Annotated in this window: 25 protein-coding genes; 13 read left to right on the top strand and 12 right to left on the bottom strand. The window is 66.0% G+C overall.

Annotated features, from left to right (window positions below; all coding sequences use genetic code 11):
- Positions 1-23 precede the first annotated feature (23 nt).
- Both M2343_RS13650 and ada read right to left on the bottom strand, forming a co-directional pair.
- Positions 24-1,124: an LPXTG cell wall anchor domain-containing protein gene (locus M2343_RS13650; protein WP_264577076.1), complete on the bottom strand. Its 1,101-nt coding sequence runs from the start codon at positions 1,122-1,124 to the stop codon at positions 24-26.
- Positions 1,125-1,295: 171 nt separating this feature from the next.
- Positions 1,296-2,339 carry a bifunctional DNA-binding transcriptional regulator/O6-methylguanine-DNA methyltransferase Ada gene (gene ada, locus M2343_RS13645; RefSeq protein WP_264577075.1) on the bottom strand — a complete coding sequence of 348 codons (1,044 nt, stop codon included), beginning with the start codon at positions 2,337-2,339 and terminating at the stop codon, positions 1,296-1,298.
- Between the two features lie 199 nt (positions 2,340-2,538).
- On the opposite strand from ada, the gene M2343_RS13640 reads away from it, so the two are divergent.
- The gene (locus tag M2343_RS13640; protein ID WP_264577074.1) at positions 2,539-4,116 is read left to right on the top strand and encodes a S1C family serine protease; all 1,578 of its coding nucleotides are present in this window, start codon (positions 2,539-2,541) and stop codon (positions 4,114-4,116) included.
- 58 nt (positions 4,117-4,174) lie between these two features.
- Here the strand turns inward: M2343_RS13640 and rnk are convergent, their stop codons facing one another.
- The 3 genes from rnk to M2343_RS13625 form a co-directional block, all read right to left on the bottom strand.
- Positions 4,175-4,573, bottom strand: a complete 399-nt coding sequence (gene rnk, locus M2343_RS13635) for a nucleoside diphosphate kinase regulator (protein WP_264577073.1) — start codon at positions 4,571-4,573, stop codon at positions 4,175-4,177.
- A gap of 239 nt (positions 4,574-4,812) precedes the next feature.
- Positions 4,813-5,178 (bottom strand): hypothetical protein, encoded by a 366-nt coding sequence (locus M2343_RS13630; RefSeq protein WP_264577072.1) that lies wholly within the window; start codon positions 5,176-5,178, stop codon positions 4,813-4,815.
- A gap of 4 nt (positions 5,179-5,182) precedes the next feature.
- Positions 5,183-5,848, bottom strand: a complete 666-nt coding sequence (locus M2343_RS13625) for an EI24 domain-containing protein (protein ID WP_264577071.1) — start codon at positions 5,846-5,848, stop codon at positions 5,183-5,185.
- A gap of 129 nt (positions 5,849-5,977) precedes the next feature.
- Between M2343_RS13625 and M2343_RS13620 the strand changes: the two genes are divergently transcribed.
- Positions 5,978-6,988 carry an adenosine kinase gene (locus M2343_RS13620; RefSeq protein WP_413716024.1) on the top strand — a complete coding sequence of 337 codons (1,011 nt, stop codon included), beginning with the start codon at positions 5,978-5,980 and terminating at the stop codon, positions 6,986-6,988.
- A gap of 29 nt (positions 6,989-7,017) precedes the next feature.
- Here the strand turns inward: M2343_RS13620 and M2343_RS13615 are convergent, their stop codons facing one another.
- Genes M2343_RS13615 through M2343_RS13595 form a run of 5 tightly spaced genes read right to left on the bottom strand, consistent with a single transcriptional unit; the run spans position 7,018 to position 12,355 of the window.
- Positions 7,018-7,212 (bottom strand): ribbon-helix-helix domain-containing protein, encoded by a 195-nt coding sequence (locus M2343_RS13615; protein WP_413716053.1) that lies wholly within the window; start codon positions 7,210-7,212, stop codon positions 7,018-7,020.
- Between the two features lie 53 nt (positions 7,213-7,265).
- Entirely contained in the window at positions 7,266-7,988 is a 723-nt protein-coding gene (phbB, locus tag M2343_RS13610; RefSeq protein WP_181561125.1) for an acetoacetyl-CoA reductase, read from the bottom strand.
- A gap of 34 nt (positions 7,989-8,022) precedes the next feature.
- Positions 8,023-9,045, bottom strand: a complete 1,023-nt coding sequence (gene hemH, locus M2343_RS13605) for a ferrochelatase (protein WP_264577068.1) — start codon at positions 9,043-9,045, stop codon at positions 8,023-8,025.
- Positions 9,042-11,321: a xanthine dehydrogenase family protein molybdopterin-binding subunit gene (locus M2343_RS13600; RefSeq protein WP_264577575.1), complete on the bottom strand. Its 2,280-nt coding sequence runs from the start codon at positions 11,319-11,321 to the stop codon at positions 9,042-9,044. Before M2343_RS13600 ends, hemH begins: the two co-directional genes overlap by 4 nt.
- A 20-nt stretch (positions 11,322-11,341) precedes the next feature.
- A complete protein-coding gene (locus M2343_RS13595) occupies positions 11,342-12,355 on the bottom strand; it encodes an Mrp/NBP35 family ATP-binding protein (protein ID WP_319799411.1) in 1,014 nt (337 codons plus the stop codon).
- A gap of 124 nt (positions 12,356-12,479) precedes the next feature.
- Here M2343_RS13595 and hflK point away from each other — a divergent pair, with 124 nt between their 5' ends.
- The 4 genes from hflK (at position 12,480) to M2343_RS13575 (ending at position 17,815) form a co-directional block, all read left to right on the top strand.
- The gene (gene hflK, locus M2343_RS13590; RefSeq protein WP_264577067.1) at positions 12,480-13,604 is read left to right on the top strand and encodes an FtsH protease activity modulator HflK; all 1,125 of its coding nucleotides are present in this window, start codon (positions 12,480-12,482) and stop codon (positions 13,602-13,604) included.
- Positions 13,601-14,446, top strand: a complete 846-nt coding sequence (hflC, locus tag M2343_RS13585; protein ID WP_264571680.1) for a protease modulator HflC — start codon at positions 13,601-13,603, stop codon at positions 14,444-14,446. The genes hflK and hflC overlap by 4 nt, the downstream gene beginning before the upstream one ends.
- Positions 14,447-14,597: 151 nt before the next feature.
- Positions 14,598-16,097, top strand: a complete 1,500-nt coding sequence (locus tag M2343_RS13580; RefSeq protein WP_264571679.1) for a DegQ family serine endoprotease — start codon at positions 14,598-14,600, stop codon at positions 16,095-16,097.
- 116 nt (positions 16,098-16,213) lie between these two features.
- A complete protein-coding gene (locus M2343_RS13575; RefSeq protein WP_264577066.1) occupies positions 16,214-17,815 on the top strand; it encodes a DUF853 domain-containing protein in 1,602 nt (533 codons plus the stop codon).
- 20 nt (positions 17,816-17,835) lie between these two features.
- Here M2343_RS13575 and queF read toward each other — a convergent pair whose 3' ends face one another.
- Positions 17,836-18,282, bottom strand: coding sequence for a preQ(1) synthase (gene queF / locus M2343_RS13570; RefSeq protein WP_181561119.1), 447 nt, complete (start codon positions 18,280-18,282; stop codon positions 17,836-17,838).
- A gap of 77 nt (positions 18,283-18,359) precedes the next feature.
- On the opposite strand from queF, the gene sseA reads away from it, so the two are divergent.
- The 3 genes from sseA to M2343_RS13555 all read left to right on the top strand — a co-directional run bounded on the left by sseA (position 18,360) and on the right by M2343_RS13555 (position 21,503).
- Positions 18,360-19,205: a 3-mercaptopyruvate sulfurtransferase gene (gene sseA / locus M2343_RS13565; protein ID WP_264577065.1), complete on the top strand. Its 846-nt coding sequence runs from the start codon at positions 18,360-18,362 to the stop codon at positions 19,203-19,205.
- The gene (gene metC / locus M2343_RS13560; protein ID WP_264577064.1) at positions 19,202-20,446 is read left to right on the top strand and encodes a cystathionine beta-lyase; all 1,245 of its coding nucleotides are present in this window, start codon (positions 19,202-19,204) and stop codon (positions 20,444-20,446) included. The genes sseA and metC overlap by 4 nt, the downstream gene beginning before the upstream one ends.
- Positions 20,447-20,765: 319 nt before the next feature.
- Complete coding sequence (locus M2343_RS13555) at positions 20,766-21,503, top strand: TorF family putative porin (RefSeq protein WP_264571674.1); 738 nt, start codon at positions 20,766-20,768, stop codon at positions 21,501-21,503.
- A gap of 128 nt (positions 21,504-21,631) precedes the next feature.
- Here the strand turns inward: M2343_RS13555 and M2343_RS13550 are convergent, their stop codons facing one another.
- Entirely contained in the window at positions 21,632-22,177 is a 546-nt protein-coding gene (locus tag M2343_RS13550) for a peptidylprolyl isomerase (RefSeq protein WP_264577573.1), read from the bottom strand.
- 314 nt (positions 22,178-22,491) lie between these two features.
- On the opposite strand from M2343_RS13550, the gene M2343_RS13545 reads away from it, so the two are divergent.
- The 4 genes from M2343_RS13545 to pgeF all read left to right on the top strand — a co-directional run bounded on the left by M2343_RS13545 (position 22,492) and on the right by pgeF (position 25,751).
- Complete coding sequence (locus M2343_RS13545; RefSeq protein ID WP_264577063.1) at positions 22,492-22,992, top strand: sterol desaturase family protein; 501 nt, start codon at positions 22,492-22,494, stop codon at positions 22,990-22,992.
- A gap of 125 nt (positions 22,993-23,117) precedes the next feature.
- The gene (gene lgt / locus M2343_RS13540) at positions 23,118-23,981 is read left to right on the top strand and encodes a prolipoprotein diacylglyceryl transferase (RefSeq protein ID WP_264577062.1); all 864 of its coding nucleotides are present in this window, start codon (positions 23,118-23,120) and stop codon (positions 23,979-23,981) included.
- Positions 23,971-24,990 carry a class I SAM-dependent methyltransferase gene (locus M2343_RS13535; protein WP_264577061.1) on the top strand — a complete coding sequence of 340 codons (1,020 nt, stop codon included), beginning with the start codon at positions 23,971-23,973 and terminating at the stop codon, positions 24,988-24,990. Before lgt ends, M2343_RS13535 begins: the two co-directional genes overlap by 11 nt.
- The gene (pgeF, locus tag M2343_RS13530) at positions 24,987-25,751 is read left to right on the top strand and encodes a peptidoglycan editing factor PgeF (RefSeq protein WP_264577060.1); all 765 of its coding nucleotides are present in this window, start codon (positions 24,987-24,989) and stop codon (positions 25,749-25,751) included. Before M2343_RS13535 ends, pgeF begins: the two co-directional genes overlap by 4 nt.
- Positions 25,752-25,758 lie beyond the last annotated feature (7 nt).

Genomic DNA, 25,758 nt, shown 5'->3' with positions numbered 1-25,758 from the left:
CTTAATCTACGGACCGGTGGAGATCAGGTCGTGCGCGGCTTTTGGGTCGGGCGGACGGTCGTCCCGCCGAAGCTATAAACCGTCTGACGCGCAGGGGCTTGCGGCTGGGTTGCGGGCGCTGCCGCCTCCGCAGTCTGGCGGTCCACCGTTGCCGGCGCAGCCTCAGGCAGTGCGCCATGGCGCATCAGAAAGCTGGCACGACGCAGACGATTCTTGCGGGTAAGAAACGGGTTCTCCCGCGACGGCGCCGCGGCCACCTGTTGTTCCAGATCGCCCTCGCGGACGACAGTGGAGCGCTGCATGGTCGGAGCAGAAGAATCAACCGGGGCACGCGCCGCTACGGCAGGTGCATAGGCTGGGTTCATGACCGTATCCTGCTTCGGCGTGACGACGGGTTCACGGATCACCTCCCGCTCCATCGCATCCGCCTCGATCTCACGGTCATAGGTTTTGCGGCGACGGAAGGCCATGAAGCCGGCCCCAAGCAGTACGAGCGCACCAGCACCGCCGATGATGATCGCAGTGTTATCGCTGGAAGCAGCCTCACCGGTGGTTTCAAGCGGCGCGGGTTGCGGTGTCTCATTGACCATCGGCGCCGTAGTCGCGGGGGCTGTCTCAACCGCCTGAGGTTGGGCTTGAGCCGGAGCAACAGCATCGCTGGCGACTGGCTGCGGAGCCGGTTCACGCGCCGCAGTCGGACGCGTCGATTCCGCGCGGGCACTCGATGTGCGCTCGGCAGGCGCTGAGGTCGTTTCCGAGGATGACGGGGCAGCCTGACGCGCCTGGGAAGGGGTATCAACAGTACCCGCGGTTGTGGCTTCCGGAGCAACGATGGGGGCGGTCGTCAAGGCGCTCGATGAAGGCGCTGCCGTGCTCTGCGTGACGATCGGAGCCACGGTCGTCAGCGGCGGCGCGGTTGTCGGGAGCGGGACCGCCGTAGGCGCACGCTGCGCATCCGGAATCACGATCTCACTACCTGCGGGATCGACCGCGGGTGGAGCGGTTCCGGCCTCCTGCGCCAGAGCCGAGGTGGAGCCAAGCGCCAAGACGGCGGCAATCGCGGTCAGCGCTGTACGAGGGGTTTCATGGTTACGTGTCATAGTGAGGAAAAAACCGCCGAACATGCCTGCTGGTTTCGCGTCCCCCGGCTGAATCCGGCCAGTTGTTAGGCAATGGCGACAAGTTGAACGGAAAATTTACTTGGCGGCCGGCGCGTAAGGTAATGAGTTTTCATTGTTTTTTCGCCACTGATCTATTGGGGGCCGACTCTATCCTCATGTTCCCCCAGTAAAGTCCTACTTCTGCCGTTTTTCCTTCTCCAGGAGGACCGTCTTGCGATCCGTCCCATAGGCATAACCGCCCAATCCGCCATCGCTGCGCAGAACCCGGTGGCAGGGAATGAGCACCGCCAGCTTGTTATCACCACAGGCCGACCCCGCCGCGCGGACGGCAGCCGGCTTGCCGACCGCTGCTGCGATCTGCGTGTAAGTGCGCGTTTCACCAATGGGAATCGCCCGTAAGGCCGCCCATACCGCTTGTTGAAATGCCGTACCGGCGACATCGACCGGCAGATCCACCGCCCGTGTGGGATCGTCGACCAGCGCCACGACCTGCGCTACCAATGCCGCAAAATCGGCACCCCCAGCAACGATCGTCGCGCGCGGAAAATGCCGCCGCAGGTCGCTTTCCTCCTCATCGAAGCTGATCCGGCACAGGCCCTTGTCGGTCGCCGCGACCAGCATGTCGCCCAGAGAGGTCGCCGTGACCGTGAAGCGAATCGTCACGTCCGCGCCGCCGTTGCGCCAGGCGGACGGTGTCATGCCAAGTCGCGTCCGCGCATCGGCATAAGCGCGGCTGGGTGCTTCATAGCCGGCATCGTAGATCGCATCTGTGATCCTTTCGGCCTTGTGGAGCGCGCGCGTCAGCCGATCCGCCCGAAGGCCGCGCCAGTAAGCCGCCGGCGAGACTCCGACGGCCCGCTTGAACAGGCGCTGGAAATGGTGGGGCGTGTAGCCGACGGCGCGTGCCAGCTCGGCCAGCGGCGGCATGACCTCACCAGCTTCCAGCAATGCCAGCGCTCGTGTGACGGCAGCGCGATCCGGCGCGACATCGTCCGGCCGGCAGCGCAGGCAGGGACGGTAACCCTCCGCGCGCGCCGCGCCGCCATCGGGCAGGATCGTGACATGCTCCGGCCGGGGGCGGCGCGCAGGGCAGCTCGGTCGACAATAGATGCCGGTCGTCTTGACCGCGACGACGAAACGCCCGTCCATGCGGCGGTCGCGCGCCGCGAAGGCCGCCCATGCCGTCTCTTCATCAATGGCCTGCGCCGGAGCGGGCATAACAACTTTCCTATCTCTTCCGCAATCGAGCGGAAGCTATCCGATGTAAGCGGGCCGGTCATGCTTACGCAAGGCGCGGGGTCAGCGGCGGGTCCTTGTCGCACCGGCAATGCGGGCAAGCTTCCCGTAAATTGCTTTCAAAGCGCCTGGACCGTGAAAACCTCTGTCGAGAGCTCGAAGGGCGCGTTAAAGGTTCCCCATGATCAAGCCTCGCACCGGACTGTTCGGTTCCTTCAAAGCGGTCCTCCACCTCGCCCTTGCGCTGCTGCTGCCTCTTGCCCTGACGCCGGCACGGGCAGATGTGCAGGACATCGCCGCTGCCTCGCGCAGCGTCGTGCGGGTGGCGCTGGTGGCAACGGACGGCCAGAATGCCTATTTCGTGGGCCATGGCAGCGGCGTCATGATCGCGCCGGGCCGCGTGCTCACCAATGCCCATGTCGTCGAACTCGCCCGCAGCGAATCCAACATCGTCATCGGCATCATCCCCTCCGAGGGGACGAACAGCTATGGCGGCCGCATCCTGGCCTATTCGCCGGGCAATGATCTGGCCTTGCTGGCGGTCGACGATGCGCCGTCGATCCCCATCGCGACTTTCCTGGCCGGCCCGGTGGAAGACGGCACGCGGGTGACCGCCATTGGCTATCCCGGCTCGGTCGATCGCGCGCAGGGCATGAGCATTGAGGATATCATTCGCCCGATGAGCGCCGTGCGCACCTCTGGCAATGTCTCGGCAGGGCGCGCCTCCCGCCAGTTCGACACCGTGCTGCACACCGCGCCGCTCGCCGCTGGAAACAGCGGCGGGCCGCTGGTGGACGATTGCGGCCGCGTCATCGGCATCAACAGCTTCGGTTCGCTCTCTGACGGCAGCGATGCTGAATATGGCTTTGCGGTATCGACGCGCGAGATTGCGAGCTTTCTGCGGCAGGCCAATGTTCAGGTGCGCCGATCCAGCGAAACCTGCCGATCCATGGCGGAAATCGATGCCGCCCAGCAGGCCGCCGACGAGCGCGCCCGCGCCGAGGCCGCGCGACGGCAGAACGAAGCCGCCCTGAAGGATCGCGAGCGCGCCATCGCCGCGCGCGAGCAGGCCCAGCAGCAGGTCATCGCCCGCCGCGAGAACATGATTGCCATCGCCGCGCTGCTTCTTGCCGCCGCCGCGCTCACCGGTGGCGCCGCCGTACTGGGCCAGTCGCGCGGCAACATCCGTCACGCCCGGCGCTTTGGGGGTGCGGCAGGCGTGCTGCTGCTGGCTGCAGTGCTGACCTTCGCGCTGCGCCCGAGTTTCGACAGCGCCGACGCACCGGCCGAGCCGCTGCCGGATGCCGGCAATGCGGTCGGCAACGAGACGGACGGCGCGGCGTCGGCCGAAAGCGGTCGCTGGCTATGCCGGCTCGAACCAGGGCTAAGCCGAGTCACCGTCTCGGAAACGGCGGACCTCAGCTTTACTTGGACGCAGCAGGGGTGCCTCGACGGGCGCACCCAGTTCCAGAATGGCGCGACCGGCTGGTCCCGCGCCCTCGTGCCGGCAGACGAGGCCGCTGTTTCGGTGCGGCGCTTCGACCCCGGTATCGGCCGATATCGCACCGATAATTATCTGGTGAGCGCACAGAGCGCCGCCGAGATGCGGGCGCTGCGGGACAAGATCGGCTGGTCCGGCTGCTCGATCGACCCCGAGCGGCTCGCCAAGCTGATGCAGATTCAGGGCGAGATCGAGGCGCGTCTGCCATCCAGCCCGAACGAGCGCCTCGTCTATCACTGCGAGCGACAGGTGCCGTAGGCGGCGGGACCAGGCACAGCACCCTAAGTCCCGACGCCCGGCCTGCCCGCATGGCGCCTCAGTGGCTGACGGACTGGATGCGCAGCCGTCGCCGCTTGCCGCTGCGATCCGGCCAGTTGATCGACTGACCCTCGCGCAGGCCGATCAGCGCCGCGCCGATCAGGGTGAGGATGGAGACGCGCCCGGCATTGATGTCCGCCTCGCCGGGATAGACGAGTTGGACAGACCGTTCGGCGCCGCTTTCTTCGTCGATGAACGACACCGTGGATTGCATCCTGACGACATCGGGGCCGATCTGGCTGGCGGTCTTCACCGTCGCTCGCCCCACTTCGTCAAGTAACAAGGCGCTGACCTCGGGAAACCGATCTTCGGCGCCGAGCGCCAGTTCGGTCAGGCGATCGGCTTCCGTGTCGATCATATGGATGGCCGGCCTGCGGCCCGCCTGTGTGTTGGTCATGGAAGGATCTTTCAAGGTAGAGGGCCAGCGCCACCAAGGGGACGCTGGGCAAGATGCGCGAATTCACCCCGACAGTCGGGGCAAGACGCACCGACTCCCGGGGCTATCGTCCCGTGAGGATCTGACCTCGATAAGATCGGTTGCCCGACAGGCAACAAGGCTGGCCAACATGCTCAGTCATGCCTGCAAGCTGTCATTGACTGGTCGGGAAGTCAATCGATGCGCCCGGGCGCGCTATCCTAGCGCCTGCGGAGCAGGCCCGCGCAGGCAGCGGCGTCCATGTCGTCGCCAACGCTGTTGCGTGCATCGACATGCGTTACAACCGGCTCCCGATTCGCGGCCGGGGGATAAAGATAGGCATCCAGCACGCACTGGCCGTTGGCGAACTGCAGCTTGCGCACCGCAGGATCGCGAATGTCCAGCCGCGGCTCCCCGAAGAGCCGTTGCAGGCCCCGCGCATCCGCGCCGACGATGCTGCCCGGCTGGGGCCGCTTGGCCGGCGCATAGCCGACTGCGGGCGCCAGGCCGCCGGTCTGCGGGACCAGCGACGCGCCGCAGCCGGAGAGGAGCAGGGCAAGCAGGGGAAAGCCAAAGCGCAAGAGCATCTGTTCAGGTCTTCCGCCGCGCGTGGAACATGTGCGCGGCCATAGCCACGCTCCAGATCGGCGCCAACAGGTTCACGACGGGTGGCAGGAATAGAAGCGCCGAAATGAGGCCCAGCTGCCAGCGCTGGCCAGCCGTGAACACCGTCAGGCCCGGATGCCGCCCCTCGATCAGTTCGGCAAGGTCGCGGCCGAGCAGATAAGCGTTGAGCACAAGGAACAGGATCGGTGCGCCAACGCCGGTGACCAGCAGCGCCAGATAGAGCGGCAGCACCGCCAGATTCCAGCCGACCGCGCGGCCGGCCGAGCGCAAGGCGATCCGCATTCCGGTGGCGAAAGGCACGGCCGCCGCCTGCGCATGGCGTGTGGGATAGTCCGTCTGCTCGACCACCGCCACGATGCGATCCGCGTAAAGCCCGACGATGGCGATGGCCACGGCGCGAAACAGCAGCCAGCCGATGACCAGCGCGATTGCGACGGCGAGCGCTGCGCCGGCGAAACCGTCTGCATCCAGCCAGCCGGTCCGGGTCAGCAGCAGGCGCAATCCAAACCAGACGCCCGCGCCGATAAGCGCAAAGATCGCCACGGTGATGGCGAGACTCTGCCAGAGCACCGCGCGAATGCCGGGCAACAGGATTTGCGGGAGGGCGCGCAGCAAGGCGGGAAACACCATGGGACAGGTTTTGCCCGAGCACGCGCGGCGGTCAAGCGGCCGGCGTTCCCCATGCCCTGTCCCACGCTGCTTGCCGGGGCGAGATCAGGCGGATAAGGACGGGCTTTCTCCCGCCCTGCCTCATCCTTCATGAAGGAATGCCTTTTGTCCGAAGCTGTTCTTGATGTCGTCGCCATCGGCAATGCCATTGTCGATGTGATTTCCCAGGAAAACGATGCCTTCATCGCCAGCCGCGCGCTCACCAAGGGCGGGATGCAGCTTATCGATGCCGACCAGGCCGAGGCGCTCTATGCCGATATGGCGAGCGGCCTTGAGATTTCCGGTGGGTCGGCGGCCAATACCCTGGCCGGCATGGCCGCGCTGGGTGGCAAATGCGGCTTCATCGGCCAGGTCGCCGACGACCAGCTGGGCCGCATCTTCGCGCACGACATTCGCGCGCTGGGCATTCGCTATGAAACCGAGGTGGCGAGCGACGGTCCGCCCACCGCGCGCTGCCTCATCATGGTGACGCCCGACGCTCAGCGCACGATGAACACCTTCCTTGGCGCATCCCAGTTCCTGCCCGCGGCCGCGCTCGATCTCGACATGATTCGCTCGGCCCGCATCCTCTATCTTGAGGGCTATCTGTGGGACCCCGAGCAGCCCCGCGCCGCCATGCGCGATGCCATCGCCGCCGCGCGCGAGGCGGGCCGCGAGGTGGCCTTCACGCTGTCCGACGCCTTCGTCATCGAGCGGCATCGCGAGGACTTCATCAGCCTGATCGACGGCGGGATGATCGACATCCTCTTCTCCAACGAAACCGAGATCTGCTCGCTGGCGCAAACGCAGGACTGCGAAAAGGCCATTGCGCGCTTTGCGGACAAGCTGCCGACGCTGATCGTCACCCGCAGCGAGAAGGGCGCCATCGCCATCCAGAACGGCACCCGCTATGAGGTGGCAGCCGCGCCCGTCGAGCGCGTGATCGACACGACCGGCGCGGGCGATCTTTTCGCCGCTGGCTTCCTGACCGGCCATGTGCGTGGGCAGGACCCGACGACCTGCCTCACGCTCGGCGCCATCGCCGCTGCAGAGGTCATCTCGCATTATGGCGCGCGGCCCGAGGTCGATCTCAAGGAACTGGCCGGCACCCTGCTCGCCTGAAACCGGGCACGCGCCGGCGCGCCCGGCGCTTATCCTGCGCGCACCAGCAACCAGCATCTGAGGGCGCTGGCAAGATTGGGCGGCTCGCTCTGTTGAATCCGCTCGGCATCGATGCGGGCGACGAGCGCGCTCAGCGGCAGGTCCGCCGCGCGGGCGCTGTCTTCCAGCGCCCGCCAGAAGACAGGCTCCAGGCTGATCGAGGTCGTGTGGCCGGCAATGGTCATGCTGCGCTTGACCGGGCCGGCATAAAGCGGTGGCGTCTCTTCCACCGCCCGGCTCAATACATGTGCTGGCCGCCGTTGATCGACAGGGTCGATCCGGTCACGAACCCGGCATCCTCGCTGCACAGGAAGGCAACGCCCCGCGCGATCTCTTCCGCATGGCCCAGGCGCCCGACGGGAATGCGCGCCACGATCTTCTCCAGCACCGCCGCCGGCACAGCGGCGACCATGTCGGTATCGATATAGCCCGGCGCGATGGCGTTGACGGTCACGCCATATTTGGCGCCTTCCTGAGCCAGCGCCTTGGTGAAGCCGTGGATGCCCGACTTGGCGGCTGCATAGTTCACCTGACCATATTGGCCGGCCTGCCCATTGATCGAGCCGATGTTGACGATGCGGCCCCAGCCCCGCTCGCGCATGCCGGGGAAGGTGGCCTTGGCCATGTTGAAGCAGCCGCCGAGGTTGATGCGCATCACCTCGTTCCAGTCCTCGAAGCTCATCTTCATGAGCACGCCGTCTCGCGTGATGCCGGCGTTGTTCACGACAACGTCGATCGGACCAAGGTCGGACGCGACCTGGGCGCAGCCATCGAGGCAGGCCTGATGATCACCCACGTCCCACGCGTAGGAGCGAATGCCGGTCTTGTCCGTGAAAGCCTTGGCGCGCTCGCTATTGCCCGCATAGTTGGCAGCGACCTCAAACCCCTTTTCGCGCAGTGCCAGACTGATTGCTTCGCCGATACCGCGGGTTCCGCCGGTCACGATCGCTACTCTGCTCATTCAATGCCTCTCCTGCGCGTCATCAAGGGTTCGGTCAAATGCTGGACGGCTCTACCCAGCCGGCAAGTTCTCGCCCGAGAAGCTGCCGATACATGGCAATAGCGTCCGCCTGAGCGTTAAGACAGGGCAAAAAGGCGAAATGCTCGCCACCCGCGGCGACGAAGCTCTCCTTGCCGCGCAGGGCGATTTCCTCGAGCGTCTCCAAGCAGTCCGCCGAGAAGCCCGGCGTCATCACCGCCACGGAGCGCACGCCCTGGCCGGGCAGCCCCTCAAGCACGGTGTCCGTCGCCGGCTCCAGCCATTTGGCGGGGCCGAAGCGGGACTGGAAGGTGACGATGATCTCACGCCCGAGCGCCTCGCCGAGCAGGCGGGCCGTCTCCACGCACTGCGCATAATAAGGATCGCCCAGCTCGCGGGTGCGCTTGGGCATGCCGTGGAAGCTCACCAGCAGGCGATCCGGGGCGAATGGCAGGGCCGCCAACTGGCTTTGCGTGCGGGCTCGCAATGCCTCGATATAGGCAGGATCGTCGAAATAGGGCGGCAGGGTGCGGATGGCGGGCTGCCACCGCATCGCTTCCAGCGCCTGGCCGACCGCATCCATCACACTCGCCGTGGTAGCGCCGCAATATTGGGGATAGAGCGGGGCGATGAGAATGCGCTCATGGCCGCTCTCTTTCAGGGCCCTCAGCCGGTCGGCAATGGATGGCGCGCCATAGCGCATCGCCCAGTCGACCGTGATCGCGTCCTCCCAGATGACCCGCAAGCCCCGCGCCGTATCCCGCGTGTGCATCGCCAGCGGGGAGCCATCGTCCGTCCACACCTGCTGATAGGCATGCGCCGACTTGCGCGGGCGCACATTGAGCACGACACCGCGCAAGATCGGCTGCCAGACTGCCTGCGGAATCTCGACGACGCGCGGATCGGACAGGAACTCGCGCAGATAGCGCTTCACCGCTGCTGGCGTCGGCGCATCAGGGGTGCCGAGATTGACGACCAGCACGGCCACCCGGCCACCTTGAGCGCCGATGGCGTCGCCCGTCATCTGCGATTCGTTCATCCATCCTCTCCCATGACCGGCAAGCGACGGTAGCGCCGCCCCGTGACCGTCGCCAGCGCACTGGCGAGCGCTGGCGCAACCGCCGGCACGCCGATTTCCCCAAGGCCGGACTGGGCCGCGCTGCTGTCGATGAATTCCACGCTCACCTCCCCCACATCCGCCATGCGCGGCAGGGCATAATCGCCAAGCTGCAGCCCGGCTGGCAACGATCCGGCATAGGCCGGCGCGCCACCGAGCGCCATGGCAAGGCCGAAGATTAGCCCCCCTTCGATCTGCTGACGGGCGATCCCCGGATTGATGAGCTTTCCGCAGTCGGCGACGGCGGAGATTTTCTTCACCGCGACCCGTCCCTGCGACAAGCCAGCCTCCACCAGCACCGCGATGTGGCCGCCAGCCATGCTGTGGCAGGCGATGCCCTGGCCGCTGCCCGGCACGCCGCCCTGCCAATCGCCAAGCGCGGTGACGGCGGTGAGGCATTGCGCCAGACGGGGATTGTTGCCGAGCAACTGCATCCGGAAGGAGAGCGGCTCGACCTGCGAGACCACCGCCAGTTCGTCGATGAAGCTCTCGGAAAAGAAGCAGCCATAGCTGTCCGCATTGCCCCGCCAGCGACCCGTCGCCAGCGCGAGGTCGGCGGGGAAATGATCCACCGCGAAATTGGGAATCGCATAGGGCAGGTCCATGCCGGAGACAGCCAGAGCGTCGGCCTTGTTTGCTGTGTCGGCCCGCGCTTGCGCGCGCGTGCGGCCATGCGCGATCCGTCGCCACTGCTGGGCCAGCGCGGCGGGTGCAGCCACCTTGGCGGACCAGCCCTCGATCAGACCGGTCGGCCCCAGCTTGGCAACCATCCGCGCGCGGGCCGGCGGCCGCGGATAATCGCGGATGATGTCCTCCGCGCGGGACCACATGAGCTGCACCGGGGCATTGGCGGCACGGGCGATGAGCGCTGCCTGGACGCCGGCATCGACCTCCATCTTGAGCCCGAAGGAGCCGCCCACGAACAAGGGATAAATGGTAACGTCCCGGGCTGACACGCCCAGTGCCTTGGCCACGGCATCGCGAGCCAGCGTCGGGGCCTGGGTAGGCATCCACAGCTCCACGCCCTCCGGCCGGACGCGCGCGGTCGCCGCCATGGGTTCGAGCGCGAGATGCAGCGCCGGCGCCACATCGTAGGTGGCGCTGACGACCTGCGCACCCGCAAAGACCGGCTCCAGATCCCCCCGGCGGAAATAGCGCCCGCCCTGACCGCTCTCGAACGCCGCTTCCAGCGCGGTATCAATGGCTGCGTCGTCCAGCTCCGGCCCATCGAGCCGGAACACGGGATCCAGCCGGCTCAGCGCCTGATTCGCTGCCCACCAGGTGCGGCCGGTCACCGCGACCCAGCCTGCCTCCTGCACGATGTCGATCATGCCGGGCACCGCGCGCGCCGCCGCCTCGTTGATCGCTTCGAGCGCGATGGCATTGACCGGCCCCTGCCGAATCGAGGCATAGATCATGTCCGGCAACCGAATGTCGGCCGCGTAATTGGCCGATCCGTCGATCTTCGCCGGCACATCCAACCGGGGCGCTTCGGTGCCGATCAAGGCATCCTCGCGCCCTTCTGGCCGGAAGGGCAGCGGATCGGGCGGCGTGAAAGCGGCGGCCTCCTCGGCCAGCGCGCCGATCCGCGCCTTGTTCGTCCCATCGCCGACAATCCCCGCGACAATGTCGCAGCTTTCCCAGCCGACGCCCCAGCGATCGGCCGCCGCCATGCAGAGCAGCACCCGCGCGGTTGCACCGGCCTCGCGCAAGGCGTCGCGGAAATTGGCAACCGAGGTCGCCCCACCCGTCAGGACCAGATTATACCGACGCGCATATTCCTCGATCGCCCGAAAGCTCAGATCCCCGAACTGCTCGGTGACCGGCCCGGAGAACCATTGCCGCAGGAGCGTGGGATTGGCGTAAAGCGGTCCGGGCGGGGCGGGCTGGACCGCGACGGTGCGCCAGTCAGCGCCGAGTTCATCCGCAACGAGTTGCGCGAACAGCGTGAAGACGCCCTGCCCCAGCTCCGCTTGCGGCACCATGACGATGACCTGCCCATTCCGGTCGATCTTCAGGAACGCGCCGAACGCGGTCTCGCTCTCCGTTGCATCCGCGGTTTGCGCGTAGTCGCGCGGCCAGAGCCCCCAGGCTAGGGCCAGTCCGCCGCCTGCCGCAGCCCCGATCAGGAGCGTTCGGCGGTTTATGGATGAACGAACCCCCTTGCCGGACTTCTCTGCGCCGCCGCCGCTGCCCATCCTGTTGCGCGGCGTCCGCATCAACCGGCCGTAGCGCCCGACCCGTTTCGATCGAGCCAGCGGGCGACGCGCTCGGCAATGGCGCGGAACGGCTGGCCAGCCACGCCCTCATCCGCAGCGGGCGGTTTGCCGGCATCCGATGCGGTGCGGACTGCGATATCCAGCGGCACGCGCCCGAGGAACGGCAAGCCCATTTGCGCGGCGCTCGCTTCTGCTCCGCCGGACCCGAACGGATCGGACACCTCGCCGCAATGCGGGCAGACATAGCCTGCCATATTTTCCACCATGCCGATCACCGGCACCTTTGCCTGATCGAAGAAGCTCACCGCGCGCGTCGCGTCGATCAGCGCCAGATCCTGCGGCGTGGAGATGATCACCGCCCCGGCCGGCTTGTAGCGCTGGATCATGGTAAGCTGCACGTCGCCTGTGCCCGGTGGCAAATCCACCACCAGAAGATCGATGCCCTGCCAGTCCGCATCCAGCAACTGCCCGAGTGCATTGCCGGCCATCGGCCCGCGCCAGGCAATCGCCTGCCCCTTTTTGGCCAGATGCCCCATGGACAGCATCGGGATGCCATAGGCGTTCTGGACCGGGAACAGGCGGTTGCCTTCCGCCTTGGGTTTGGCATCCTCGCTGTCCAGCAAACGAGGCAGCGACGGGCCATAAATGTCCGCGTCCACCATGCCGACACGCTTGCCGAGCGCCTTGAGGGCAGCGGCGAGGTTGACCGAGAGCGTCGACTTGCCGACGCCGCCCTTGCCCGACCCCACCGCAATGATCGTGGGGCGCGCGGCGCGTTCCGCGGTCATCGCGACCCGCACATCCTCCAGACCGAATTCGCTCGTCCCCGCGGCAACGAGCTGCGCGGCGAGGGAATCGCGCTGCTCCGCGTCCAGCCCGCTCACATCCAGCACCAGGCTGAGGACATTGTCGCGCAGGCGAAGTCCCCCGGCGCGGCCCGCTGCCAGGCCTTCGATCCGGGCGGTGAGAGCGGGAGGAAGGGCGGACGCATCATCGATCGGAGAGTCAGTCATGCGGGCGCTCTAGAACATGCCGACTGTTTTGTGAATCGAAGAGCGCCCGAATACGCCCTCACCAAGGGGCAATTATCGCAGCACGGCCCTGTATTTCCGCAAAGACCGTCCCTATAACCACGGCATGAGTAAGGAATTGATGGAAAATCCCGGCCAGACTTTGCCAATGAGCGAGGGTGGTCCTTGGGGCACGCAGGGCGAGGTGCCGTCTTCCGGCAAGGGCAAGGAAGGTCCGCGCAACCCGTGGACCCCACCGCCCCGGGATGACAGAGGTGGCGCGGATTCGCGCGGCCCGAGCGCAATCGATGAGTTGATGCGCCGCGCGCGGGACAGCTTCGGCGGCCAGGGTGGCGGCACGCCACGCAGCCCCGGCGGGCGCGCGATCTGGTTCTATGCCGCCATCGCCATCGTCGTGCTGTGGATTGCCACCACCAGCATTCACAGGATCGGCCCGCAAGAGCGCGGCATCGTCTCCATCCTGGGCAGCTACAGCCGCACCCTTGGCCCCGGCATCAACTGGTCGCTGCCCGCCCCGCTCGAGAATGTGACCATCCTGGACGTCGAAGAGATCCGCACGGTCGATCTCGGCTCGGCGGGCGATGAATCCGAGAAGCTGGTTCTCACCGGCGACCAGAACATCATCAATCTGGGCTATTCTGTCCGCTGGAATATCCGCGACCCGCAGCAATATCTCTTCCAGATCGCCAATCCTGAGGAAACGATCACCGCCGTTTCCGAATCCGCCATGCGCGCAGTGGTGGCGACGGTCTCGCTGACCGACGCGCTCGGCGCTGGGCGGAATGCCATCGAGGCACAGGTGCAGGAGCGGATGCAGCAGATTCTCGACAGCTACGGCGCGGGCGTGCGCATTCAGGGCGTCGCCATCAAGCAGGCCGATCCGCCAGCCGCCGTGAACGATGCCTTCAAGGAAGTCAGCGCTGCGCAGCAGGCTGCCGAAACCTATCTCAATCAGGCCCGCGCCTATGCGCAGCAGCTCTCTGCCCGCTCACAGGGTGAGGCCGCCGCGTTCGACAAGGTGTATGAGGAGTATCGCCTCGCACCCGACGTGACGCGTCGCCGCATGTATTATGAAACCATGGAAAGTGTGCTCTCCGGCGTGAACAAGACCATTGTCGAAACCCCCGGTGTGACGCCCTATCTGCCGCTCCCAGCCCTTCGCCCCCGCGCGAATGTGAGCGTGGAGACGCCTGCACAGCCGCAAGCCCAGCAGCAGGGAGGCGCACAATGAACCTCTCCTTGCGCAACCCCATCCTGCTTGCCGTTCTGGCGACTGTCGGCCTGATTCTGCTGGCCAGCACCTTCTCCATCGTGCCGGAAACCAAGCAGGCCGTCGTGCTGCGCTTCGGCGAACCGGTGCGCATTTACAATGCCTACAAGCCCAATGAGGTGTTCGGGAACACCGGGGCCGGGCTAAAGGTCCGGCTGCCGTTCGTCGATCAGGTCGTGTGGATCGACAAGCGCGTGCAGTCGGTCGCCATGGAGCGCCAGCAGGTGCTCTCCACCGATCAGCTGCGCCTGCAGGTCGATGCCTTTGCACGCTACCGCATCGTCGACCCCCGGCGCATGTTCATCTCGGCCGGTAGCGAGACCCGAGTTGAGGACGCGCTGCGCCCGATCCTGGGTTCGGCCCTGCGTAACGAGCTGGGCCGCCGCCGCTTCGACCTGTTGCTCAGCCCGGAACGCAGCGAGGTGATGAACAACATCACCGCCAGCCTGAACCGGGTCGCGCGGCAGTATGGCGCCGAGATCATCGACGTGCGGATCATGCGCGCCGACCTGCCCGACGGCACGCCGCTGCAGAGCGCGTTCCAGCGGATGCGCACGGCGCGCGAGCAGGAGGCGCTGACCATCCGCGCAGAAGGCGCCCGGCGCGCACAGCTGATCCGCGCCGATGCCGATGCCGCCGCAGCAAAGGTCTACGCCGCCAGCTTCGGCAAGGACGCGCAGTTCTACGATTTCTATCGCGCCATGCAGTCCTACCGGACGACCTTCGCCGAAACCGCACCGGGCGAGACAAGCGCCGTCCTGTCCACGGACAACGACTATCTCCGCCAGTTCCGGGGGCGCTAAGGCTGATTGAGGGCGCGGCGTTTTTACGTCGCGCGCTGACCATTCAATGCCCGTTCATCCGGGCGATTCCATGGCCGGTGGGTCACTCCCCGGCTCCGGGCCTTCCCTTCCGGAACACCCGGCGAAAGATGAAGAGAAGAGGAACATCTTCGTGCGCTACGCTTATGCTATTACCGCAGCCCTCCTCCTCGGCGGCACCGCCATTGCCCTGACATCCAATTCATCCACCGTCGTCGCGCAGACCGCGCAGAACGAAAATATGGCCGCAGCGGCGCCGCGCGGCGCGCCAATGAGCTTCGCCGACATGGCGCAGCGCCTGCAGCCGGCCGTGGTGAATATTTCCACCCGCCAGCGCGTGCAGGTGCAGAACCCGTTTGCAGGCACGCCGTTCGGCGCCCTGTTCGGCTCGGGCGACCAGCCGCAGACGCGCCAGGCGCAGTCGCTCGGCTCGGGCTTCATCATCTCGGCAGATGGTTATGTGGTCACCAACAATCATGTGATCGCGCCGGGTGCGCGGGGCGCGCGGGTCGACTCGATCACCGTCACCCTGCCCGACCGCACGGAATATGAGGCCAAGCTGATCGGCACCGACCCGCGCTCTGACCTTGCCGTGCTCAAGATCTCCACCACCAAGCCGCTGCCCTTCGTGAAGTTCGGCGATTCGACACGGGCGCGCGTGGGTGACTGGGTGATCGCGATCGGCAATCCCTTCGGCATCGGCAGCACGGTCACCGCCGGGATCATCTCGGCGCTCCACCGTAACACCGGGGGCGGCGAGCGCTTCATCCAGACCGACGCGTCGATCAACCAGGGCAATAGCGGCGGCCCGATGTTCGACATGAACGGCAATGTGATCGGCATCAACAGCCAGATCCTCTCGCCCACCGGCGGCAACATCGGCATCGGCTTTGCGATCCCGGCCGAGCAGGCTGTCCCGATCATTGAGACGCTGCGGAAGGGCCAGACGATCACGCGCGGCTATCTCGGCATCCAGATCGGCCAGCTTTCCGAAGACATGGCCGATTCGCTTGGCCTGCCCCGCAACCGCGGCGAGTTTGTGCATGGCGTCGAGCCGGGCCGCGCTGCCGACAAGGCCGGCATCAAGGCTGGCGATGTCATCGTGAAGGTCAACGATCGCGAGGTGAATCCGGACGAGACGCTGTCCTACATCGTCGCCAATCTGCCAGTCGGCTCCAGCGTGCCGATCGAGCTGATCCGCAATGGCAAGCGCATGACCATTCGCGCGACGATCGAGGAGCGTCCGGCGGAAGAGGAACTGGCGAACTTCAGCCAGCCGGCCGAGGACGATTTCTCGGACCAGGATGCCCAGGCCACCAAGGAAGCCTCGCAGCAATTGCTTGGCATCGCCGTCCAGTCGTTGACGCCCGCCATCGCCCGCCAGCTTGGCGTGCCGGCGGATACGCGCGGCGTGGTGGTGACGGCTGTCGACCCCGCGACCGATGCCGGACAGAAGGGGCTGCGCCGCGGCTTCGTCATTACCACGGCCAATGGCCAGCCGGTCACCAGCGAGGCGGAACTGGGCAAGGCCGCGCAGGCTGCCAAGGATGCCGGCCGCAACGCCGTGCTCCTGCAGGTGGTCCGCCGCGGATCGCCGCCGGCCTTCGTGCCGATCCGCCTGCGCGGCATGTAAGCGCGGGGCATCCCGACGGAGTGAAAGGGCGCGATGACCTCGCGCCCTTTTCTGTTTGTGCCGCTTTTCTTGCTCCCCTTGCCAAGCTACCTCTGGCCTGTGGTTGGAGAACGGGCATGAGCGACGACACGAGCATCTTCATTGGCCAAAGTCTCGACGGCGAACCGCAGCGTCTGGTCCTGCGTCGCGCCAACCGGCACGGCCTGATCGCTGGCGCGACTGGAACCGGCAAGACGGTCACGCTGCAGGGATTGGCCGAGAGCTTTTCGGCGCAGGGCGTTCCGGTCTTTCTTGCCGATGTGAAGGGCGACCTGTCCGGCATCGCCATGGCTGGCTCGCCGACGGCAAAGAACGCCGACAAGCTGATCGCCCGCGCGCAGGAAATCGGCATGGCTGACTATGCCTTCTCGGACAATCCGGCGATCTTCTGGGATCTTTATGGCGAACAGGGCCATCCGGTCCGCGCCACCATTTCCGAAATGGGGCCGTTGCTGCTCGCCCGGCTGATGGGGCTGAACGAAACGCAGGAAGGCGTGCTGACCATCGCCTTCCGCTATGCGGATGATGAAGGGCTGCTCCTGCTCGACCTGGGCGATCTGCAGGCGATGCTGGCTTATTGCGCTGACAACGCCGACATGCTCACCAGCCGCTATGGAAATGTGACGAAGGCCAGCGTGGGCGCCATCCAGCGCCAGCTTTTGCAGCTCGAATCGCAGGGTGGCGACAAATTCTTCGGCGAGCCCGCGCTGGAGATCAGCGACCTGATCCGCACCGATGAGAAGGGCCGCGGGTTCATCAACATCCTCGCCGCCGACAAGCTGATGCGCAGCCCGAAGCTGTATGCGACTTTCCTGCTCTGGCTGCTGTCCGAGCTCTTCGAAACGCTGCCGGAAGTCGGCGACCCTGCAAAGCCCGTGCTCGTCTTCTTTTTCGATGAAGCGCATCTGCTTTTCGACGACGCCCCCAAGGCGCTGGTCGACAAGATTGAGCAGGTCGTGCGCCTGATCCGCTCCAAGGGCGTGGGCGTGTATTTCGTGACGCAGAACCCTATCGACGTGCCGGAGGATGTGGCGGGGCAACTCGGCAACCGAGTGCAACATGCCCTGCGCGCCTTCACCCCGCGTGAGCAGAAGGCGATCAAGGCCGCCGCCGAGACGTTCCGCGCCAATCCCGCTCTGAACGTCGAAACCGCGATCATCGAACTGCGCGTGGGCGAGGCGCTCGTTTCCCTGCTGCAGGAAGATGGCGCGCCCTCGATGGTCCAGCGGACGCTGATCGCGCCACCGCGTTCGCGGCTGGGCGTGCTGGACGCGAAGGAGCGCGCGATCATCCAGTCCATTTCGCCCTGCGACGGCAAATATGACGAGGCGATCAACCGCGAATCAGCCGAGGAGATCCTGCTGGCCCGCACGCAGGCCGCAGCCGCGGCCGCAGATGCAGCCAAGGCACAAGCCCAGGCGGACAAGGCCGCTGCACAGCAGGCCAGTCTGGAAGCCAAGCAGCGCGAAGCAGAAGCGCGCGCTCAGGCGCGGGAAGCTTCCAAGCCGAGCAATCTCGACCGCGCCATCCAGTCCGCGACGCGCTCGGCCGCTTCTTCGGTGGGCCGGCAGGTCGCCAATGAGATCGGCAAGGCGATTCTCGGTGGATCGAGTCGCAAGAGCAGCGGCGGGCTGGTCGGGCGTCTCGTGCGCGGCGTGTTGGGCGGACTGCTCAAATAACGGTTCGCTCGGGTGCCCGCTTAGCCCCGGCCGCGATAGCCGGGGACATCCTGAACCGGGAGCCATACGCCATCCAGGGGCGGACCGGACTGCCAGAATACATCGATGGGAATGCCACCACGCGGATACCAATAGCCGCCGATGCGCAGCCAGAGCGGCTGCATTTCGGCCGTCAGCCGTTCACCGATGCCGACCGTACAATCCTCGTGGAAGCCGGCATGATTGCGGAAACTGCCGAGGAAGAGCTTGAGCGACTTGGATTCCACAATCGTCTCGCCCGGCACATAATCGATGACCAGATGCGCGAAATCGGGCTGGCCGGTGACGGGGCAAAGCGATGTGAACTCCGGCGCGGTGAAGCGCACCAGATAGGGCCGGCCCTTGCGGGGATTGGGCACATAATCGAGAACGGCCTCCTCCGGGCTTGCCGGAAGGCCGCTTGTCTGACCGAGATGCTTGAGTGTCATGCCACGCGCCTTAATATGATTCGTGGCCGGCGCGAACCCCTTGCGCCAACCATCCCACCTCAAGGATACGCTTCGCCATGGATATGCTGGTTTCTACCGATTGGCTCGCAAAGGCGCTCGGCGCGCCGGACCTCAAGGTCCTCGATGCCACGGCCTTCTTGCCGGGCACCCCGCGTGACCCCAAGGCGGAATATCTGGCGCAGCATATTCCCGGCGCTTTGTTCCTCGATCTCTCGACGCTCAACGACGCGAGCGATCCACGCCCCGCGATGGTGCCGACCAACGCCCAGTTCGCCGAGCGGATGGCGGCCCTCGGCATCGGGCAGGACGACCGCATCGTCATCTACGACAATAGTCCGCTGAGCAGCGCGGGCCGGGCGTGGTGGCTGCTACGCATCTTTGGCGCACGTCAGGTTGCTATTTTGGATGGCGGGTTGGCGCGCTGGACGGCAGAAGGCCGCCCGACCGAAGCAGGCGAGGCAGCCAGGTCGAACAACGGTGCCTTCACCGCCGCCCGCGATCACAGCGCGATTGCCAGCAAGGCCGATGTGTTCGCCAATCTGGAGAGTTGCGCCGCGCAAGTCGTGGATGCCCGCAGCGCCGACCGATTCCGGGGCGATGCCGCCGAACCGCGCCCCGGCATGGCGGAAGGCCATATCCCCGGTTCGGCCAATCTCCCCTCGAACCTGTTGCTGGACGAACAGGGACGCTGGAAGCAGGGCGATGCGCTGCGCCAAGCCTTTGACGATGCGGGTGTCGACCTCGACAAGCCCCTGATCATGAGCTGTGGCAGCGGCGTCACCGCCTGCAATCTTCTGTTCGGCGCAGCACTGCTGGGCAAGGAGGATGTACGGATCTACGACGGGAGCTGGTCCGAATGGGGCGCGGATCCCGCGACGCCCAAGGCGGTCGGTCCGGCATGAGCGGCACCAGCGACGACGGAAAGACCGGCAAACCTCTTAGCCCGGGCACACGACTGGTCCAGGCCGGTCGCCGCCCGGAATGGACCGGGATGCCCGGGCAGCCCGGCGGGATCGTCAACCCGCCTGTCTGGCGCGCTTCCACCATATTGTATGAGGATGTCGCGCATCTGCGCAGCGCCACGACTGCCGATCCGCACCGCCTCTATTATGGCCGGCGTGGCGCGCCCACGAGCTGGTCGCTGGCGGAGGCCATCACCCAGTTGGAGCCGGAAGCGGCGGGCACGTTGCTCTACCCCTCGGGCGTCGCCGCCATTGCCGGCGCTTTGCTCGCGGTGCTGAAGCCCGGCGACGACCTGCTGATGGTCGACAGCGTCTACGGCCCGACCCGCGCGATGTGCGATGGAATGCTGCGCGAGTTCGGCGTGCGGACGATCTATTATGATCCGCTCATCGGCACCGATATCGCTGCGCTTTGCACCGAGCGAACCCGCGCCATCTTCCTCGAAAGCCCCGGCAGCCTGACCTTCGAGGTGCAGGACGTGCCCGCCATTGTCGCGGTGGCAAAGGCGCGCGGGATCATCTCGCTGATCGACAACACCTGGGCGACACCCTTGCTGCTGCCGGCCCTCGGGCTGGGAGTGGATGTGTCGATCCTCGCCTGCACAAAGTACCTCTGCGGCCATAGTGACGTCATGATGGGGTCCGTCACCGCAAATGCTGCGCTATGGCCCGCCATCCACAAGCGCGGCCACATGCTCGGCCAGACCGTCAGCCCGGACGATGCCTGGCTGGTGCTGCGCGGCATGCGGACGCTGGCCGTGCGCCTCAAACATCAGGGCGAAAGCGCGCTGGCGCTGGCGCGCTGGCTGGAGGCGCGGCCCGAAGTTGCGCGCGTGCTGCACCCGGCTTTGGCATCCTGCCCCGGCCATGCAGCGTGGCGCCGCGATTTCGCCGGGAGCGCCGGCCTGTTTGCTTTCGAATTCGCGAGCAACGACGACTCGGCCCGCTCGGCCTTTATCGACGCGCTGACGCTGTTCGGCATCGGCTATAGCTGGGGCGGGTTCGAGAGCCTTGCCCTGCCGGTCGATCCCGCCAGCCTGCGCACGGCGCGGCAGTGGGAGGCCAAGGGTTTGCTGGTGCGGATCAATGTTGGGCTGGAAGAGCCTGACGATCTCATCGCAGACCTCGAACAGGGGCTTCAGCGTTGGCAGCTTGCGATGGAGCACCACGCCGCTCGTTGAGTCGCCCGCCGCTTGCACTGCACCCTGGCTGACCGCCCATGGGGGCACTTCGCGCCTGAACAAGTCTGGCGAAACCTCCAGATGCGCCTGCTTCCCCTACGGTTTCGGTCAATAGCCAGCGTGGCGCGGCTGCAACACTTCATGAGTTCGCAACACATATGTGCAGTTTCTGTCTTGTGCGTCGCACAAGACAGAGGCATCAGGATCGCGGCTTGCCGGCAAGTCCGCTCAACCGCAACAAATGCGGATCCAAAATGAAGCGATCGCCCGGCGCTGCAGGCAGGGACGATCGCATTTTTATCTCGTTAAGGGGAATCCCATGCGTAAGTCCATTCTGGGCCTCTCGGCCCTCGCTATTTTTGCCACTGCCACCCCTGCTCTCGCGCAGGACGATGACAGCGGCCTGACCGTTTCCGGCTCCGCCACCGTTGTGTCCGACTACCGCTTCCGCGGCTTCTCGCAGACGAAGCAGAATGCTGCCATCCAGGCCGGCATCACCGTGACGCACGACAGCGGTTTCTACTTCGGCACCTGGGGTTCGAACGTCGACTTCCCGGATCTCGACGGCGCTGGCAATGGCGCGACCGCTGAGCTCGACTTCTTCGCCGGCTACTCCACGGAGCTGGCTCCGGGCGTGACGGTCGACGCCGGTCTGCTCTACTATCTGTACCCCAAGGACACGGTCACCGACGTCGCGACCGACTTCTTCGAGCCCTATGTCACGGTCAAGACCACGCTCGGCCCGGTTGGCCTGGCAGTGACCGCCAACTATGCCTGGAAGCAGGACGCGCTCGGCAAGAACGACGCCTTCTACATCAAGGCTGCTCCGTCGCTCGCCATCCCTGGCACACCGTTCACGGTTGACGGCAGCATCGGCTACGCAACGAGCGACAGCTTCCTCGGCGGCGTTGACGGCGAAGTGTTCGACTGGTCGGCTGGCGTCAGCGCCAGCTGGAAGCAGCTGACCTTCGGCGTGCGCTATGTCGACACCGACGAGCCCGGCCAGATCCGCGGCAGCGACGCAGCGGTCGTGTTCTCGGTCGGCGCAGCGTTCTGATCGAATAAAGTGCGGCCGTCACCGGGGGGAGACGGCTGAACAAAGGGGTCGCGACATCCGTCGCGGCCCCTTTTTATTATGGGCGACGAGGGAGCGGCCGCGCTCTTACAACCCGACCTCGAACCAGGTCAGTCGGCCTTGGCCCGCCGGGCCGTGATGATGCGAATGGCAGGCTCGAGCATCTGCCCCTTTATCACGCCTTCACCCTTCGTCGCGCTGCGCGGGGCGTTCCAGATGCTGCGAATGACATCCATGCCGTCGATCACCCGGCCGAAAGCGGCAAAACCCGGCTGATCCTGCGTCGCGTCGAAGCCACGCATGTCGCCGACGATGATGAAGAAATCGCCCGTCGCCGTCCCCGGCGCACCTTGCGCCATGGAAATGACGCCTTCGATATGGCTCAGCCCGGTCTTGCTGGTCGGCTCATGCGGCACGGGTTTCAGGATGCGCTTTGGATCGTTCTGCGTTCCGCCCTGGATGAATCCACCGGGCGTGCCGTCCTCCCATTTGAAGGCGCGATAGAAGAACGTGCCATCGAGCCGCTTCCCATCGACATAGGCGAGGAAATTGGCTGCAGTCACGGGTGCACGCTCTGTCTCGATCGCAAGGGTGACGGCGCCGGCGCTGGTCGTCAGGACGACGGGCACGGTCTCAAAGACCTGCGTCTCGACCACCTCCCGCGCCTTGGCAGCCTCCTCCTCAGCCTTGCGTTGGACCGCGGCCGCTTCGGCCGCCCGCGCGGCGGCCTCGGCACGGTTGATCGCTTCCAGCTCGGCATCGATCTTCGCCTGAATCTCGGCTTCGGATCGCTGGGCGTGGGCCGGGGCAAGCGCCGCTGCCGAAAGGGTGGCCAGGGCGACGGGCATCGTCAGCCGGCGAAGGCGTGAGAGGATCATCATGACGCCATGCTAACCCGCGCTCTCCCCGCAAGACAAGGCAGCCCTTTCGCTTCACAGCCCGTCCCCGCAAGCCTATAGGCGGGAGCACCATGTCGTTCCTCAGCCTCGTCGCTCTCTTCATCCTCACCGTCGCGCTGATGGAGGGCTTTGCCTATGTGATGCACCGCTGGGTGATGCACGGGCCCGGCTGGTTTCTGCATGCCAGCCACCATCGGCCGCGAAACGGCAATTGGGAGCTCAACGATCTCTATTTCGTGATCTTCGCCCTGCCCTCGATCCTGATGCTGCTCGGCGGCGTGCAATGGGGCTGGGGCAACTGGGCGACCGCTGTCGGCGCCGGGATCGCCGCTTATGGCGCCATCTACCTCGGCTTCCACGACATCATCGTTCACCAGCGGGTGAAGCATCGTTACGTGGCCCGCTCGCCCTACATGAAGCGCATCGTGCAGGCGCATCGCCTGCATCATGTCGTGGAAACGCGCGAAGGCAATGTGAGCTTCGGCTTCCTGATCGCGCCGGCGCCGGAAGATCTCAAGCGGCAACTCGCTGGCATGGACGCGGGCCGCATCCGCGACGCGCGGGGCCGGTAGGAGGCTCTCGCCGCCACGGGTGCTTTCCATGCCGAGGATATGGCTTGCAGCGCGGCCTGTCATTCTCCGGCCTTGGTGTTGCTGACGTCTTGCACTATGCAGCGCAAAACTGACGGGGAAAACACTTGACGCTTGCTGTCCTGGCCGCTGCTCCGCCCATCTATTTCCAGAATCTCGGGCTCGATCCGGTCGCCCTCGATCTCGGCTTCTTCGCGATCAAATGGTATAGTCTGGCCTATCTCGCCGGCATTCTGATCGGCTACTGGTATCTAACCGTGCTGCTCCGCCAGCCGGGCGCGCCCATGGCACGTCGCCATGCCGACGATTTCATCTTCAATGCCACGCTCGGCATCATCGTGGGCGGACGGCTCGGCTATATTCTCTTCTATCAGCCGTCGATCCTCCAGAACCCCATCGACATCTTCAAGCTATGGGAAGGGGGCATGTCGCTGCATGGCGGCACCATCGGCGTCATCGCCGCGATCTGGTGGATGGCCCGGCGCGAGAAGCTCTCCTTCCTGCGGGTGGCGGACTATATCGCCTGCGTCGTGCCGTTCGGGCTGTTCTTCGGCCGGCTCGCCAATTTCGTGAATGGTGAGCTGTGGGGTAAGGTCACCACCGTGCCATGGGGTATCGTTTTCCCCGGCGGAGGCGACCTGCCCCGGCATCCCAGCCAGCTCTACGAAGCGCTGCTGGAAGGGCCGCTGATGTTCGCGATCCTCGCCTTTTTCTTCTGGAAGACCAAGGCCCGCTACGAGCCCGGCAAGCTGTTCGGCATTGCCGCGCTCTGCTACGGCGCTGCCCGCTTCTTCGTCGAGTTCTACCGCGAGGCGGATTCCCAGTTGATGGAGTTCGCGGAACGCACCGGCCTGCATATGGGCCAGTGGCTGACCCTGCCGATGCTGGTGCTGGGCCTCTATCTGGTGGTGACCGCGAAGGGCCGCCGGACCCGCGTCGAGCCGATTGCCGGGCAGGACAGTGTCGCCTGACATCTGGCAGGGCCGCGACACTCTTTCGCTCCACGACTTCATGGCGGCAGCCAATGCCGCTTATTATGCCGGGCGCGATCCCTTGGGCGCGCGCGGGGACTTCATCACAGCGCCGGAGATCAGCCAGATGTTCGGCGAGCTGATCGGGCTTTGGATGGCCGATCTTGCCTTGCGCGCCGGCGTCGGCCCTTCCTTCGCCTATGTCGAGCTGGGACCGGGTCGCGGGACGCTCGCGGCCGACGCCCTGCGAGCGATGGGCCAAGCCAGGCTCGTACCGCCGGTCCATCTCGTCGAAACCAGCCCTACGCTGCGTGCTCGCCAGCAGGCCGCCGTGCCGGGCGCGATCTGGCATGACAGCGTGGCGACACTGCCCGATGATCGCCCGCTGATCGTCATCGCCAACGAGTTTTTCGATGCCCTGCCGATCCGCCAGTTCCAGCGCACCGGCGCGGGCTGGCGCGAACGCTTCGTGCAGCGCGAGCCCGCCGCTTTCATCCTTGGCGGTGAGGATTGCAGCCAGCACATTCCCCTTGCGCTCGGCGATGCGCCTTTGGGATCCATGGTCGAGCGCAATTTTGCAGCCGAAGCCATCGTCGCCGATCTCGCAGAGCGGTTCTGCCGACAGGGCGGTGCGCTGCTGACCATCGATTATGGCTATGAGGGACCGGCATCGGGCGATACGCTGCAAGCGATGAGCCAGCACCGCTTTGCCGATCCGCTCGACGCCCCGGGCACCCGCGACCTGACCGCCCATGTCGACTTCGGCATGATGGCCGCCGTCGGCCGGGCGCACGGGCTACGGCCACAGCCATGCATCGGGCAGGGCGCCCTGCTCACGGCGCTGGGCATCGATGCGCGCGCAGCCACGCTTACCCGCGCAAATCCGGCACGTGCCGATGATCTCCGTGTAGCGCGTGACCGGCTGGTCGAGCCCGATCAGATGGGCACGCTGTTCAAGGCCCTCGCCTTGCGTCACCCGGACTGGCCGGCATCGGCGGGGTTCGCATGAGCATCGAAGTGCTGCGCGCCGGCGCGCTGGGCGATGTACCCCACGGCTTTCTTGGGCGCACGGGCGGCGTTTCAACCGGCATTCACGCCGGGCTGAATGTCGGCTTGGGTTCGGATGACGAACGCGATGCCGTCCTGACAAATCGCGATCTGGCGCGCGAAGCCGTACTGCCGCAAGCGACGCTGGTGACGCTTCACCAGGTGCATTCCGCACGGGTTGTCATTGCAGACGCTGCCTTTCCGCTCGACGCCCGACCGGAAGCCGATGCGCTGGTGACAGCCCGCCCCGGGCTGCTGCTGGGCGTTCTCACTGCCGATTGCGTGCCGATCCTCTTTGCCGATCCCACCCATGGCGTCGTGGGGGCGGCCCATGCGGGGTGGAAAGGCGCGCTCCACGGCGTGGCGGAAGCGACCATTGACGCAATGACGTCCTTGGGCGCGACACGCGCCACCATCGCCTGTGCCATCGGCCCATGCATCGGCAAGGCGAGCTATGAGGTGAGTGCCGGTTTCGAGCGCCCGTTCATGGAGCGCGATCCCGATGACGAGCGCTTTTTCGCCGAGGGGCGTCCCGGCCATCTGCAGTTCGACATCGCCGGTTATGTCGGGGCGCGTCTGGCGCAGGCGGGCATCGGCACGGTCACCTTGCTCGACGAGGACACATACAGCCAGCCCGCGCGATTCTTCTCCTACCGTCGCGCCTGCCATGCCGGAGAGCCGGGCTATGGGCGGCAGATTTCGCTCATCGGGTTACCGACGTAGGCGCAAT

The sequence above is a fragment of the Sphingobium sp. B8D3B genome (assembly GCF_025961875.1).
In the GTDB taxonomy this organism is placed as follows: Bacteria; Pseudomonadota; Alphaproteobacteria; order Sphingomonadales; family Sphingomonadaceae; genus Sphingobium.
Note: the sequence above shows the minus strand (reverse complement) of the source record. Positions and strands in the feature narration are given on the sequence as shown.

What these genes read in the sequence shown, in the direction of transcription:
- rnk (WP_264577073.1), bottom strand. Translation starts at nt 4,573, where the DNA reads ATGACCAACACACAGGCGGGCCGCAGGCCGGCCATCCATATGATCGAC.
- M2343_RS13640 (WP_264577074.1), top strand. Translation starts at nt 2,539, where the DNA reads ATGATCAAGCCTCGCACCGGACTGTTCGGTTCCTTCAAAGCGGTCCTC.
- M2343_RS13575 (WP_264577066.1), top strand. Translation starts at nt 16,214, where the DNA reads ATGAGCGACGACACGAGCATCTTCATTGGCCAAAGTCTCGACGGCGAA.
- metC (WP_264577064.1), top strand. Translation starts at nt 19,202, where the DNA reads ATGAGCGGCACCAGCGACGACGGAAAGACCGGCAAACCTCTTAGCCCG.
- M2343_RS13595 (WP_319799411.1), bottom strand. Translation starts at nt 12,355, where the DNA reads ATGACTGACTCTCCGATCGATGATGCGTCCGCCCTTCCTCCCGCTCTC.
- M2343_RS13555 (WP_264571674.1), top strand. Translation starts at nt 20,766, where the DNA reads ATGCGTAAGTCCATTCTGGGCCTCTCGGCCCTCGCTATTTTTGCCACT.
- pgeF (WP_264577060.1), top strand. Translation starts at nt 24,987, where the DNA reads ATGAGCATCGAAGTGCTGCGCGCCGGCGCGCTGGGCGATGTACCCCAC.
- phbB (WP_181561125.1), bottom strand. Translation starts at nt 7,988, where the DNA reads ATGAGCAGAGTAGCGATCGTGACCGGCGGAACCCGCGGTATCGGCGAA.
- hflC (WP_264571680.1), top strand. Translation starts at nt 13,601, where the DNA reads ATGAACCTCTCCTTGCGCAACCCCATCCTGCTTGCCGTTCTGGCGACT.
- hemH (WP_264577068.1), bottom strand. Translation starts at nt 9,045, where the DNA reads ATGAACGAATCGCAGATGACGGGCGACGCCATCGGCGCTCAAGGTGGC.
- M2343_RS13650 (WP_264577076.1), bottom strand. Translation starts at nt 1,124, where the DNA reads ATGTTCGGCGGTTTTTTCCTCACTATGACACGTAACCATGAAACCCCT.
- M2343_RS13630 (WP_264577072.1), bottom strand. Translation starts at nt 5,178, where the DNA reads ATGCTCTTGCGCTTTGGCTTTCCCCTGCTTGCCCTGCTCCTCTCCGGC.
- M2343_RS13600 (WP_264577575.1), bottom strand. Translation starts at nt 11,321, where the DNA reads ATGGGCAGCGGCGGCGGCGCAGAGAAGTCCGGCAAGGGGGTTCGTTCA.
- sseA (WP_264577065.1), top strand. Translation starts at nt 18,360, where the DNA reads ATGGATATGCTGGTTTCTACCGATTGGCTCGCAAAGGCGCTCGGCGCG.
- M2343_RS13545 (WP_264577063.1), top strand. Translation starts at nt 22,492, where the DNA reads ATGTCGTTCCTCAGCCTCGTCGCTCTCTTCATCCTCACCGTCGCGCTG.
- ada (WP_264577075.1), bottom strand. Translation starts at nt 2,339, where the DNA reads ATGCCCGCTCCGGCGCAGGCCATTGATGAAGAGACGGCATGGGCGGCC.
- queF (WP_181561119.1), bottom strand. Translation starts at nt 18,282, where the DNA reads ATGACACTCAAGCATCTCGGTCAGACAAGCGGCCTTCCGGCAAGCCCG.
- M2343_RS13625 (WP_264577071.1), bottom strand. Translation starts at nt 5,848, where the DNA reads ATGGTGTTTCCCGCCTTGCTGCGCGCCCTCCCGCAAATCCTGTTGCCC.
- hflK (WP_264577067.1), top strand. Translation starts at nt 12,480, where the DNA reads ATGAGTAAGGAATTGATGGAAAATCCCGGCCAGACTTTGCCAATGAGC.
- M2343_RS13615 (WP_413716053.1), bottom strand. Translation starts at nt 7,212, where the DNA reads ATGACCATTGCCGGCCACACGACCTCGATCAGCCTGGAGCCTGTCTTC.
- M2343_RS13620 (WP_413716024.1), top strand. Translation starts at nt 5,978, where the DNA reads ATGAAGGAATGCCTTTTGTCCGAAGCTGTTCTTGATGTCGTCGCCATC.